The 12,945-nt window shown below is 44.1% G+C and carries 16 protein-coding genes; 6 read left to right on the top strand and 10 right to left on the bottom strand.

All coding sequences use genetic code 11. The features are described from left to right. Positions 1 to 680 precede the first annotated feature (680 nt). On the top strand, positions 681 to 1,025 hold the full coding sequence (gerQ, locus tag CSV69_RS15905; RefSeq protein WP_085428100.1) for a spore coat protein GerQ: 345 nt from the start codon (positions 681 to 683) through the stop codon (positions 1,023 to 1,025). A 39-nt stretch (positions 1,026 to 1,064) separates the two neighbouring features. Here gerQ and CSV69_RS15900 read toward each other — a convergent pair whose 3' ends face one another. The 5 genes from CSV69_RS15900 to CSV69_RS15880 all read right to left on the bottom strand — a co-directional run bounded on the left by CSV69_RS15900 (position 1,065) and on the right by CSV69_RS15880 (position 3,443). Then, the gene (locus CSV69_RS15900) at positions 1,065 to 1,445 is read right to left on the bottom strand and encodes a DUF423 domain-containing protein (RefSeq protein WP_085428099.1); all 381 of its coding nucleotides are present in this window, start codon (positions 1,443 to 1,445) and stop codon (positions 1,065 to 1,067) included. A 99-nt stretch (positions 1,446 to 1,544) separates the two neighbouring features. Next, positions 1,545 to 1,847 (bottom strand): YwdI family protein, encoded by a 303-nt coding sequence (locus tag CSV69_RS15895; protein WP_143560848.1) that lies wholly within the window; start codon positions 1,845 to 1,847, stop codon positions 1,545 to 1,547. After that, complete coding sequence (locus CSV69_RS17210) at positions 1,805 to 1,981, bottom strand: uracil-DNA glycosylase (RefSeq protein ID WP_085428097.1); 177 nt, start codon at positions 1,979 to 1,981, stop codon at positions 1,805 to 1,807. Before CSV69_RS17210 ends, CSV69_RS15895 begins: the two co-directional genes overlap by 43 nt. A 23-nt stretch (positions 1,982 to 2,004) precedes the next feature. Then, on the bottom strand, positions 2,005 to 2,682 hold the full coding sequence (locus CSV69_RS15885; RefSeq protein WP_099693939.1) for a uracil-DNA glycosylase: 678 nt from the start codon (positions 2,680 to 2,682) through the stop codon (positions 2,005 to 2,007). Positions 2,683 to 2,687: 5 nt separating this feature from the next. Beyond that, complete coding sequence (locus CSV69_RS15880) at positions 2,688 to 3,443, bottom strand: DUF4230 domain-containing protein (protein ID WP_099693938.1); 756 nt, start codon at positions 3,441 to 3,443, stop codon at positions 2,688 to 2,690. A 195-nt stretch (positions 3,444 to 3,638) separates the two neighbouring features. On the opposite strand from CSV69_RS15880, the gene thiD reads away from it, so the two are divergent. The 3 genes from thiD to bshB2 all read left to right on the top strand — a co-directional run bounded on the left by thiD (position 3,639) and on the right by bshB2 (position 5,637). Further along, positions 3,639 to 4,472, top strand: a complete 834-nt coding sequence (gene thiD / locus CSV69_RS15875) for a bifunctional hydroxymethylpyrimidine kinase/phosphomethylpyrimidine kinase (RefSeq protein WP_085428094.1) — start codon at positions 3,639 to 3,641, stop codon at positions 4,470 to 4,472. Between the two features lie 126 nt (positions 4,473 to 4,598). Continuing rightward, a complete protein-coding gene (locus CSV69_RS15870) occupies positions 4,599 to 4,949 on the top strand; it encodes a YojF family protein (protein WP_085428093.1) in 351 nt (116 codons plus the stop codon). 13 nt (positions 4,950 to 4,962) lie between these two features. Beyond that, entirely contained in the window at positions 4,963 to 5,637 is a 675-nt protein-coding gene (gene bshB2 / locus CSV69_RS15865) for a bacillithiol biosynthesis deacetylase BshB2 (RefSeq protein WP_085428092.1), read from the top strand. A 42-nt stretch (positions 5,638 to 5,679) separates the two neighbouring features. Here bshB2 and CSV69_RS15860 read toward each other — a convergent pair whose 3' ends face one another. The 5 genes from CSV69_RS15860 to CSV69_RS15840 form a co-directional block, all read right to left on the bottom strand. Next, complete coding sequence (locus CSV69_RS15860) at positions 5,680 to 6,741, bottom strand: hypothetical protein (RefSeq protein WP_143560847.1); 1,062 nt, start codon at positions 6,739 to 6,741, stop codon at positions 5,680 to 5,682. Positions 6,742 to 6,834: 93 nt separating this feature from the next. Next, the gene (locus CSV69_RS15855) at positions 6,835 to 7,482 is read right to left on the bottom strand and encodes a YczE/YyaS/YitT family protein (RefSeq protein ID WP_085428090.1); all 648 of its coding nucleotides are present in this window, start codon (positions 7,480 to 7,482) and stop codon (positions 6,835 to 6,837) included. A gap of 76 nt (positions 7,483 to 7,558) precedes the next feature. Next, positions 7,559 to 8,047: a Cys-tRNA(Pro) deacylase gene (gene ybaK / locus CSV69_RS15850; protein ID WP_085428089.1), complete on the bottom strand. Its 489-nt coding sequence runs from the start codon at positions 8,045 to 8,047 to the stop codon at positions 7,559 to 7,561. Between the two features lie 115 nt (positions 8,048 to 8,162). After that, positions 8,163 to 8,732, bottom strand: a complete 570-nt coding sequence (locus CSV69_RS15845) for a hypothetical protein (RefSeq protein ID WP_099693937.1) — start codon at positions 8,730 to 8,732, stop codon at positions 8,163 to 8,165. A gap of 409 nt (positions 8,733 to 9,141) precedes the next feature. Continuing rightward, positions 9,142 to 11,073 carry a cation:proton antiporter gene (locus CSV69_RS15840; RefSeq protein ID WP_099693936.1) on the bottom strand — a complete coding sequence of 644 codons (1,932 nt, stop codon included), beginning with the start codon at positions 11,071 to 11,073 and terminating at the stop codon, positions 9,142 to 9,144. A gap of 112 nt (positions 11,074 to 11,185) precedes the next feature. On the opposite strand from CSV69_RS15840, the gene CSV69_RS15835 reads away from it, so the two are divergent. Then, complete coding sequence (locus CSV69_RS15835; RefSeq protein ID WP_099693935.1) at positions 11,186 to 12,223, top strand: CMP-N-acetylneuraminic acid synthetase; 1,038 nt, start codon at positions 11,186 to 11,188, stop codon at positions 12,221 to 12,223. Positions 12,224 to 12,252: 29 nt separating this feature from the next. Beyond that, entirely contained in the window at positions 12,253 to 12,441 is a 189-nt protein-coding gene (locus CSV69_RS15830; protein ID WP_085428085.1) for an SE1832 family protein, read from the top strand. Positions 12,442 to 12,945: the final 504 nt, after the last annotated feature.

The following is a 12,945-nucleotide window of genomic DNA, read 5'->3' as shown; positions in this document are numbered from 1 at the left end:
ACTCCTTTCAAAAAAGATGGTATGTATCTTTACCATCTTTTTAAGAAAAGTACACCTATTTCTTAAGTTGACAGCTATGGTGGCTTGAGCCTCCTCGTACGCTACGCTTCCTGCGGGGTCTCAAGGCGCACGCTTATCCACCCGGAGTCGCCCCAGCTTCCGCTTAAATCCTACATAGTTATTGGTGCTACTTAGAACTCTCATTATCCATAGCAAGTGAATTATTGTTAACTTTCAACATAGTTAGGTTCTACATACAACTAAAATTCACAACTTGCACAGGGTCTTGAACTTCACTTTCTAACTCAAGAACAAGCCACCAGTGAAGCGAAGTGTAAGGCGGCGACTCGGGGAGGATTAGTGGGACAGGTGAAACACCCTGCGAGCGAAGCGAAGGGGTGTGGTTCACCGCCCACCCTCCCGAACGCGTCCGCCTGAAACGCAGCGAAACGTTGCTATCACTTTCACACATACAACGCACATCACATTGCAAGCTCTTGAACTCCACATTCCAAATCTCCATTCATACCTCCCCCTCCTCCAACATAAGATACCAACAAGGAGGTTTTGTTCCACTCTCATCACGATAAACTTCGAAGGAAACGACGTGTATCCCTATAAACGTTCTTCCTTCAAGACCGCCCGCAAGAAATACTACCTTATCTGGAAAGGATGTTAAAATGGTTAATTATTATTGGAATCCCGGCTATGGCCAGCAACAAATGGTACCGCCACAAACTAACCCACAAGGGGGCGGGCCCACTATACCCTTCAGAGAACAATCGTATATCGAGAATATCCTCAGGCTCAACAGAGGAAAACCGGGCGTCTTTCACTTTTCATTCGAACATGCGGTAGAAGCAGGCAAGAACACGAAGGCTGTTACAGGCATGGTAGAAGCTGCCGGACGTGACCACGTAATCCTCAGTGAAGCCGGAACGGGTAGACGCTACTTATTCCCGATGATCTACTTCGATTATGCCGAGTTCCCTGAGGAATTAAATTACTTCGACCAAACGCCATAAGAAAAAAACCGCTCATCCTGTGTGAGCGGTTTTCCTTTATTATCTACCGAATTTCACTGCGGCAATAATCAACATGATCCAGCCAGCAATGAACGCGACGCCGCCTATAGGCGTGATGGCGCCGAGTATTCCGATTCCAGATAAACTAAGTACATACAGACTTCCCGAGAAAATAATGATACCAGCCAAGATCAAATAGCCGGCCCACGATAGTTGTGTCGATGGTCCAAGCAATGCACTGCTCATCAAAATACCAATGGCAAGTAAGGCAATCGCATGAAACATCTGATATTGTACCGCGGTTTCCCAGACGGCTAAATAGTGTTCGGACAAGCGATCCTTTAATGCGTGTGCACCAAACGCCCCAAATCCAACTGCAATAGCCGCGTTAATAGCTCCAGCAATTATAAAAAACGGCATGAATATTCCTTCTTTCTAACAAATCATATATATCCTGATTCTAGTCTATCATATCGTCAGGGCTAGAATTAACAGGTTTTTGAACGGTTTGTGGCGCTATTAGAAATCAAACAATGACTCCCCATTAGCATCCGGTTCATGCAATGGTTGTTCGCTCAACGAAGTGACTGGCGCTGCATGAACAGAACTCAGTTGCACAGATTGCGGAATGGACGGTTCGGACGGCCGTTCTTCATTCAGCATTAAATTACATAAGGTTCGCACAGCATAAATCGCTTCCCGCTGCGTCGCTTCGTCTTGTGCTTGTTTTGCCAAGCGCACTTGTTGTTCCATTTCTCCAAGCAATTTTGAAGCAGTAATCATCGCATTTTCATCCCCTTTTTCGGTTCGAACTTCATGCACTCCATACCAGAGGAGCGCTTCACTACAATAGAAGGTAACATTTTCGTCTTAAATCCATATGCCTTGCAGCCCCGCGGATTTGCAGGGTCCCATGTTGTATAAAAGAAGATACAGTCGAAACAATTGACTGCCATAGTCACACTTCCTTTCTAGTTGTTCACTTCGTAGTTTTTGACCAATCAATCGGCTCTTTATTCCACTTAGTCAAGTACTCATTTGTTTTGGAAAATGGTCGGCTCCCAAAAAATCCGCGCGATGCACTAAACGGACTTGGATGTGGTGATTCGATGATTGCATGACGTCTACGGTTAATCAAAGCGGTTTTTTCCTGGGCATGCTTCCCCCATAGAATGAAGACAATAGGGTCGTTGCGCATGGATAGTTTGCGAATGACTTCATCCGTAAACAGTTCCCAGCCTTTGCCGCGATGTGAAGCCGCTTCCCCTTCACGCACAGTCAGTACCGTATTCAATAATAATACACCTTGTTCAGCCCATCCTGTCAACATTCCTTCTGCTGGAATATCCATACCAATATCCGAAGACAGCTCCTTAAAGATATTGCGCAAACTTGGAGGCAACTTAATGCCAGGTTGTACGGAAAAACTCATGCCATGCGCTTGATTAGGTCCGTGATATGGATCTTGACCCAATATTACCACTTTGACGTCCTGAAAAGCTGTTAGTTTAAAAGCTGTCCACATGTCGGTCATTTGCGGATAAATGACGTGATGTGCATATTCTTTGTGTAAAAATGTACGCAATTCCTGATAGTACGGTTTGTTGAATTCATCTTTTAGTATGCGATCCCAATCATTACGAAATTCTGCTACCATATGCATCACTCCTTAAATTCAATATCCAATCGATAGCCAGCGAATGAAAACATATCCTTTAGCGATTTGACTGCATTCTGTTCAGCAGAATCCAGCACACCCTGCTCGGATGCTTCTTCCATCAGTACTGTTTTGGCTTCATTCGCTAGTTCATAACCTTCTTTAATATCCGCTTTACCGCGGAAGAGTCCCTCTACCGAATACACTTCCACTTTATCGAAATATAGTTCGGCACCACCTAGGAATTCAGCTTTCGGTATCGTTAACTGAATGCGTTTTTCTTCTTCATCCACTTGCATATCGTGCTCAGTGACTTTACTGAGGTCGATTCCAGCCTTAACAGAGCCGGGAATAACCACTAATAAATTCCGTTTCGTTCCAGGAAAATTAACGCCTATGCTTCGGCCGAATAATTCGTTGTCCGTGCGTTCGATGAGAACTTTCGTATAGGCTTCGGCGGTCGCCAACTCCTGCAATTCTCGTACGCGCTCGACGAAGGCTGTTTTTTGTTCAGAAAATGTAGAACCTAGTTGCATTAAATAAAATCCTGCGATTGGCAGGGTAATAAGTGCGACGATCAATAATAAAATAAGCAAAGTATGTGTTTTTCTCCACGAGGACCATAAACTAAAGGCAAGTTCCAAAATTCCGCCCCTGCGTTTGCGTTTCGTTTTTTTTCGTCCAGCAAACGGTATGACGGGTTGCGCATCTGCCCCTTGTCTTTCCTTTTTCCCTCTTTTGGATGAATCATGCTTACTCATGGCTCACATCCTATCTTATGATCAGACACTTTGTCTCTATCTGTACGTTCTGTCGACTAATAGGTTTCATTAGCAGAACGTATACGTATAACGTGACTTCTAGGTTTGCTAAACATCCAAATTGATTGTATTCCGACAATTAGTTGTATACTATAAATAGCAAGAAAAAGTAGTAAGCGAAGGAGATGTTTTATTATGCCATTGAAGAAAACTTTAACGATTGCAGGCTCGGATACATCAGGCGGCGCAGGTATTCAAGCGGATCTGAAGACTTTTCAAGAACACGGTACATACGGCATGACGGCAGTAACAGTAATTGTAACGATGGATCCCGATCAAAACTGGTCACATGATGTCTATTCATTACCGATTGATGTCGTAAAAGCGCAATTGAAGACGGCGTTGTCGACTGGGATCGATGCAATTAAAACAGGCATGCTTAGCACGGAGGAAATTATCAAAACTGCAGGCCAGGCAATTGATGAGTCCGGTTTAGATCATGTAGTTATCGACCCTGTCATGGTGTGTAAAGGTGAAGATGAAGTACTGAATCCAGGCAATACAGACGCGATGATCAAATATCTTGTGCCCAAAGCAGAAATTGTCACACCGAATTTATTCGAAGCAGGACAATTAGCTTCTATGAAAACACCGAAGACTATTGACGACATGAAAGTAGCGGCGCAGAAAATCCATGAACTGGGTGCACGCAATGTTGTGATCAAAGGCGGTAAACAACTTGATCACGAAGCAGCCGTAGATTTATTCTACGATGGCACGACATTTACGGTATTGAAATCAGAAAAAGCGGATACACAGTATAATCACGGTGCAGGTTGTACATTTGCTGCAGCCATTACAGCGAATCTAGCGAATGGTATGACGATTAAAGACGCGGTCATTGAAGCAAAACAGTTCGTCACAGCGGCAATTACGCACGGCTGGAAGCTCAATGAGTATGTAGGACCTGTCATGCACGGTGCAAAAAACCAGTTTGACGCACCACAGGTAAAGCTGCAGGAAGTATAAGCGCAAAAGTCAGGTCTAGGCCTGACTTTTTTTATGAGCCGTCTAATCGCAATTAAACCGTACAATCTATATACTAATAAATAGATGAATTGCAGTAAAATGACTGCAGTATTTAGGAGGTTGAGCATGGAAACTGTTGACGCGAAACACTTACAGGAGTTACTGGACTCCTTTGCTAATAAAGATGTTTACATACATTTGGAAACCACAAACGGTTCGTATGCTTCTCATTTCCAAGAAGGTTTTTTCAATGCGGGGGCATTCATTCGTAATGTCGTCATTCGCTATGAACTTGGAAAAGTAGCAGGCGAATCCCCTCACCGAATTGGCTTGAAGTTACCGAGCGGTTGGATTTACGCACAAGGGATTACACATTACACACTGGATGAGCATAATCGTTTACTGATGGCAGGACTTGGACCTGACGGAAAACTTGCGGTTGCGTTCGAAATCAGTGAAACACCATTTGCTTATTAAGAAGGGAGATTTTTTGATGTTGCAAAAAGAACGACACGTACTCGTTGTATTCCCTCACCCTGACGATGAATCATTCGGAATCGCCGGAACCATTGCAGAATACATTGAAATGGGCGTACCCGTTACGTATGCTTGCCTGACACTTGGCGAAATGGGGCGAAACCTAGGAAATCCACCATTCGCGAACCGTGAAACACTGCCGCAGATCCGTAAGCAAGAGTTGCTGGATGCATGTGACGCAATGGGTTTGACAGATTTACGAATGATGGGACTTCGGGACAAAACAATAGAATTCGAAGATCCAGAGAAACTCATTACGATGATGACCGATCTGATAGATGAATTAAACCCTTCATTAGTCATTTCATTCCATCCGACGCTTGCTGTGCACCCCGACCACAATGCGACAGGCGTAGCCGTGATCGAAGCGATGAGTCGCATGCCTGAAGCGACCCGTCCTGTGCTATACATGAAAGCTTTCGACAATGATACGTTGAAGCAACTTGGTGAACCGCATATCGTACACCATACGCCAGACGTGGCGGATAAAAAGATTGCGGCTTTGCGCGCACATGCATCACAAACGATCTGGATGCTACCTGATATGGAAAAACGATGGGCAGCGAACGATACAGAGGCACTCGATTGGTTGCATAATGAAGCTTTTTATATTCATACATTCAAGTAAAAACCGCAGAGCCTCTGCGGTTTTTTTGTGTTTTATACTAAGTTACTTGTCTTCATACTCTTTAATAAAGGCATAAAGACTTTGCAATTTCTTCTCAAATACTTCCACATTCAATGCTCGGTCCATTTGGATTCTTACGCTGTTTTGTGCTTGCACAGCGACTTGCATCTGTTTGCCCGCTTCTCCAATGGTCGTTTGATAACGCTGTCGAATATCTTCAATCTGCTTTTCTGCTTCCTCGTCCTTCGCACATAGCGGAACAATATCTACTAATTCATCACGCGGACTATCTGCATCATAGGCATGAGGTTTCGTTGCGTCAAACAAGCAAATCGATAACTCTGGAAACAGCACTAAGTCAATACTTGCCGGATCCAGACCACACCAGCCATATAACACATTTATCCCTCGACGCTGCGCTTCATCTCCTAGCGCACGCATCATAGTAGATTTCCCTGTACCCGGCAACCCTTTAATTAAAAAGCGTCGTTTCATATGTCTTGTAATAGACGGGATGAAATCATGTGCACTGCCAGCGGACAACGAACCGATAATTCGATGCGAGACGTGGGCAGTTTTCGTCAGCTCCATAGTGCCGAATATCTCTCTCTTTAATTCTTCCGTAATCTCTTCGTGGCGCGGCCAATCCATGCGCGCGATATTGACCAGTTCCCACTCATCATGGATCGCTTTTGCCTTTTTCAATGCCTTCAACGACTGTTCGAAGTGACTTCTTTCTTCCCTCAGCAACGTACTTACTTCATCATGCCGAACGAGCAGCTGATCTTGATGATAGACATCATAGAAGCAAAATACTTTATGGCGTCTGCCCAGTTCTGTCGGCTCAAATGAAATCGGATGCGAAGCCTGTAAGATGAACAGTTCCAGTCCTTTTACGAACAGCGCATCGGTTTTATCTACATGGCCAGGATTCATGAATCTATCTACATGATAACCCCTGTTGACAAAGTAGACCGCCAAGTCATTAAGTACTTGCGATAAGGAATGCGTAGGCAGACACTTCAAAAATATCGTTTTCTTAGATTCTGCAAGCAACTCCTCGTATTTGTGCTGCACGCCTTGTCCTGTATAGGCTGTTCCCATGTATTCTGTAATATAACCGTGTATGTTGACCACCCTTTCTTTCTTCCTTTCATCATATGTATAGGCAAATAAAAAAAGCACAGCCTTGATGGCTTATGCTTCTTTATAGTTCAATAACACTTTCTCATCCGTTTGTTGAGTAATCTTCAGCAATATTTTCTTGCATTGCGGCAAGGCAATCTGAATGATTTGTCCAGAGAATATGACAACAACGAGTGTACCAATCCCGACAGGTCCGCCGAGGATGAAACCAAATAACGTGGCGATTGCTTCTATCGTAGTACGCACCAATCGAAGGCTCCAGCCAAATTTTTCGACGAACAGTATCATCAAGCTATCACGTGGACCCGCACCAAGATTTGGTGAAACGTAGATTCCTACACCATAGGATAAAACGAATACACCGATGATGAATAAAATGATTTGTGCAGTCAATGATGTGACATCCGGCAAAAGCCAGTTGAAAAAGTCAATAAATACACCGATCACCAACATATTTAACCATGTACCTAGTCTCGGCCACTCTCTTAAAATCACCGACGTCACCGCAATGATAACAAAACCTGATATTATACTCCATGAACCTATCGTTAACCCGAAGTTTTGATACAAACCGATATGGAATACGTCCCACGGTGCAATTCCAAGACGTTGACCTTTAATCATCAACGAGATCCCGAGTGACATTATCATCATGCCACCGATGAAAAATATCCACCGCCAAGCTAGTAAATTACGCATATACATTCTTCTTTCTTTTAGTTGTCAATGTCTTCATTGATTCATTGTAACAGAAATCGACAAGGTTGCTAGGTTCTTACTTTATGAGATCACTGAATTGTGCTTTTGCGACAAGCGCCAAGTCGTGAGGGGCCAATTTCATTTGTAAACCGACTTTACCTGCGCTGACATAAAAATAGTCGAGCGCTTCCGCTTGTTTGTCAATGAACGTCGGTAACTCTCGTTTCATGCCGATTGGCGAACATCCGCCACGGACATAACCCGTTTCTTTCGTCAGTTCTTTCATTGGTAGCATTTCCACTTTTTTAAATCCTGCCGCTTTTGCAGCCTTTTTTAAATCCAACTCATCTGATACGGGAATGATAAAAACGAGCAAATCCGTTTTACTAGCCATTGCTACGAGCGTTTTATAGACGTTCGCAACCGATTCATTCGTTTTATTGGCAACTGAAATTCCATCATTCTCTCCGTCGTCTGTTTCGTAGCTACGGACTTCATGTGGGATAGCTTCACTTTCAAGAATACGAATTGCGTTCGTTTTAGGGGACTTATGTTTTTTTGCCATATACGTGACATCCTTTCTTTCGTTCTAATAGAAAACTTGTATATGCTATGTATAACTAAAAAGCCCATTTCACTGGGTTCCAGCAAAACGAGCTCCGTTTTTCAAGCGAATCGGATCAGACGCTGACATTCAGTTGGGGCTGATCCATTTGGTACTGATTCAATTTGGCTTGACTTTGTACTTGATAGATGGAAAACGCATGACTGTATTGCTGTTGCATGCGACTTGGTCCGTCAGTTACAACATTTTTATCGACGGCCTTCATTTGATCGTGGATGGTTTTGGCGCGGTTATGTAACGCTACTTGTAGTTCAGCTTGTGTGATCTTCGCTGATGCTTTACTAGCTAACTGATAGTCCGCAGTCGTCGGCGCGACTTCAGAGTACGCTTCTTTGCGAACATCACGCCATAATTCAATAGTTTCATCTAGGTTGTTGCCAAGTGGAATCGAGATATTTTTGACCTGGCCTGCGCCAAGCTTTTGGAAGTCGTTTGGTGTTTCCTCAAGTTTTTCAATGGGTTGTGAGTTTCCGCGCAGCAGGGCGACTAAATCATCTTTGGTCTTTTGCGCTTGTTCCCTAAATTCTGTTTGGCGTTCATAGGCGTTCTCGGCATTCTTTCTACGGACTGCGTCATACCGCTGCAGTTGTTCGGCAGCGCTCGCAAACCCCATTACAGCATTCATGGCATCCACCTCCGAATAGAAATTTTCGATACGAGTGTCTAGTATTACTAGTTTACGCAATAGCGCGTGAACTGCCAATCCATCAAAAGATTGGAATCGTGCGGGTTATTGTGTTCATTTTACCCAGCAAGTACGCATTTCATACTATGAGGGTATGCGTGACGGGTGATTTTTACTAGTTTTTGTTAGGCAAACATGTGTAGTATAACTACCCTCTTTTCTATGAAACCAAACAAACCACACGCTACTTGGAGTAGTGTGTGGTTTGAAACTTTGTAAGGGTTATTAAGTTCAAGGGCGAACGGTGAATGAATTAGTGAGTTAATTGGATTGTGCATGGGATGGAAGCTGCAGCTAGCGGACGCTTTCCCTAGCACGATACTAATTCTACTTTACCTATTTCAATCCCCTATTTCTTCATAATCTTCGGAGGCGTGTCTCCTGGTATTTCTGGCTTTTCATTTGGGGCATCTTCTAAGAACTTCGTTACGACGATTTCTTTCGGCACATTGGCTTTGCCGTTCTTTTCTTCCAATTTGTCAATTGTCCGCTCGATGGTTTTATTCAACGTCGAGAGCGCTACGATGGTATCCCCTGTCTGTGCTTGGAGTTCTTTTTCTGCCGTGTAGAACTCCATGTCTCCATTTGCGCGCATGACGTATAGCAATACCGACTGGTCATCGCGTTCGCGTAAGTACTGGGTGTAGCTGTATTGTTTCGTCAGCAACGTCTTACGGAATACGTGTCCTTGATGAATGCGCTCGTCCAGTTCATGGATGGACAAGTTCGGTGTAAACAGGAACTGCCCTGTTGCTAAATTAAACTGTTGATCTGCGCTTCGTTTATGCGTCGTCGTTTGGAACAGTAAGTCCCGTCCTAGATCGGGCGTGAAGTCAGCACATACATGTGAATTATAGGTATCGGTCTTGGTCATCGCCAAAATATAACGGTATGGCGTTAAGTCGAGATGATACCCGGTATGTTCAGATAAGATATCTCCCATATATGTTGGTACACTGAGCTTTCGTGCGTTGGAAAGTCCGCCCCAAGAACCTTCAATAACTAATACTTTATGACCTGCGTCACTAATGTTCTTCGCCAGTTCGGCTACAAACCTCGTGCTACCGATGAGCACAACACCCGACTCGATCGGTGTAGTCAAGTTCAGTTTCTTTGCGAGCCAACCAATCGAGAAGCCGTGTACGATAACGGTCGAAAATACGAGTGCAAAGGTTAGTGCAGTCAATAGTTCTGCATCTTTGTAGCCGTTCTCGAGCAAAATCGAAGCGAAATATCCCGAAACGGTCAGTGCTACAATTCCTCGCGGCGCAATCCACCCGATGAGTGTTTTCTCACGATTCGTCAAATCAGTGCCGATTGTTGATACCCAGATAGATAGCGGTCTGACGACGAATAGCATCGCGAGTACGTATAAGATAATTTTCGGATTCAAGATTTCAATCAATATATGCGGATTGAGGGAAGCTGTCAGCATGACGAAAATCCCTGAAATAAGCAATACTGAAATGTTTTCCTTGAATTCACGGATGTCTTCTAGTGTAGTCAAATGCATATTCGCCATCGTCATCCCCATCGCTGTGACGGCCAATAAGCCCGTCTCGTGCATGATTTCATCAGATAATACGAAGACGAATAATACAAAGCCGAATAAAATAGGCGCTTTTAAAAACTCAGGCACCCAACCTTTTTCAAACGACGTACCTAATATCCGACTGGTCCCCCAACCAAGAAGCACAGAAAATAGTGATGCGCCCACGAAAAGCAACATCGCTTTGACTGTTACTTCATTATTTAGAAACTTGATCACTTCAAATGCAAAGACTGCTAAAAGTGCGCCGAACGGATCTACGACAATGCCTTCCCACTTCAATATGGCTGCAGCGCGAGGCTTTAAACGCGCTTGTCGTAATAAAGGTAGGATGACGGTAGGGCCTGTTACGATAAATAATCCCCCGATGATGAATGCCACTTCCCACGACAATCCTGCGATATAGTGGGCTGCAAGTGAACCGGCAATCCACGCGATGAACGCGCCGAATGTAACGATTCGCGCAACGGGACGACCAAATCCTTTAATTTCTTTAAAATCGAGATTCAAACTTCCTTCAAATAATATAATAGCTACCGCAAACGTAATAATCGGAGAATATAAATCTCCCATGGATTGCTGCGGATTGATCAAACCGAAAATAGGTCCAACCAACAGACCCGCAATCGCCATCACGACAATCGCTGGCATTCTCGTGCGCCATGCTATCCATTGCGACGCTACACCAATTAATACGACCAACATTAAATCCATAATCAATGAATTGAACATTAGGTAGGTCGCCTCCTTCCCTCTTCCAAGCCTTTCTGAAGCACTTTCTTCTCATTGTAATAAACAATTGCTCTTTTTCATAGGGTAAGAGGAACGAGCAGATTCAGAAAGGGTGGTTCCTATCGAAAAACAAGTCCAAAAAACAATCGTGATCTATCTTTCCATAACTGAAGGTAAGGGAAGTTATCCTTTACGCCGTGCACTAATACTGGCAAATACGCTAAAAAGCGAAGCACAAGTCATCTTTTTATACGATCAAGAAACACCAGTCCCAAGCGAAGATTTTACATGCCATAAAGTAATCGGCCCTTCTTCATTCATTAAATTAATAGGTAAACTTCAGCCTGATCTTTTGATTCGTGACAGTGGTCCAAGCTATAAGGACGAAATGATCAAGATTCACGAACTAGTGCCTAGCATTCTACATTTCGATGATTTTGGTGATGGCGGACAATTAGCAGACTGGGTGATCCAGACGCTGTATCCGGAAACTCAGGAACTACATGCCGAGCACTATATCGTGGGGCCTAAGACATTCATAGCAGACGCTTCACTGGAATCTTTTCGACATGCCGGTTTAAAGAGAAAATCCCTATCTTCATCGCAACTCGTCATTTCATTCGGTGATGAAGATCCCGGAAATCTCACGTTTCGTGCGTTGCGACATTTAAAGCAACTGCAAATTCCTTTATCCGTTATGGTGCTACTAGGAAAGAATTATAAACATGATGTGAGTGAAATCCAAATGATGGCATTAAGCCGACCGAATACAAAAGTCGTCCAAGCCCCGGACAACCGTGCAGAGTTGTTCTCCAAAGCCGATATGGTTCTGTGTGATGCGGGCTATACACCTTATGAAGTAGCTGTTATCGGTGTACCTTGTATTGTACTTGCCCAAAACGAGTTCGAATCAAACCTCGGCTTTCCGACCGAAAGAAACGGCTTCACCCACCTTGGCCTCGGTCGTAAAGTAACACAGTCAAACTTACTGAACGCGATTATGGAACCATTGCTGCATGACGCACGTAAGGAACGCGCGATCAAAAAGCAGTTGCAAATCGATGTAGGTACGAGTAACAAAGAGGTAATTGAGGCGATCCGTTACTTGCTAGAGTTTCCTAAACGCACAAGACAGAATATGTTACACTAAAGGAAAACATATGATAGGAGTTTTCCATTATGACGAAGGATCAGTTGGAGCAAGAGATCGCTGAGCTGAAGATGGACTACATCAGCTTGCAGGGTGATATGGAGAAGTTGGAGTCGACGGGTCATGTGAAGATGATCGAGAACGCAGAACTACGCCTTTCTAGAATGGAAGAGCGCCTCGCAGATTTGAACAAGCAGCTTGCTGAAGCGACGAATTAAACACGAACAGCCTCTATCAGGTATTGCTGATGGAGGTTGTTTTTGGTTTGGAATTAAGTATAGCTGGCCATGGATAGGGGTGGGGATTTGCGCTCTAGGCGGACGCTTTCCCATGGGCTCTCGGGAGTCGCCCCTCCTAGTGCAAAGATGTGCTCCTAACGCTTCGCTTTTACTCGCAATACGAGTGGGTGATACTTTTCAAGTTCATTGAAGTTAGGATTGTAAGTCGTTCTGAACTGGAACCGTACTTGACCTTAACTAAGTTCAAAAATAACAACACTAAGTCACACACTACCGACAGTGAGTGATCTATATCCATCCACTCTATATGTAGGATTGAGGCGGAAGCTGGGGCGACTCCGAGAGGATCAGCGTGCGCCTTGAGACCCCGCAGGAAGCGTAGCGTACGAGGAGGCTCAAGCCACCATAGCTGTCAACTTAAGAAATAGGTGTACTTTTCTTAAAAAGATGGTAAAGATACATACCATCTTTTTTGAAAGGAGT

Source organism: Sporosarcina sp. P26b (assembly GCF_002743245.1).
GTDB lineage: Bacteria > Bacillota > Bacilli > Bacillales_A > Planococcaceae > Sporosarcina > Sporosarcina ureae_C.
The sequence above is the reverse complement of the archived record's forward strand: the minus strand, read 5'-3'. Positions and strand labels throughout refer to the sequence as shown.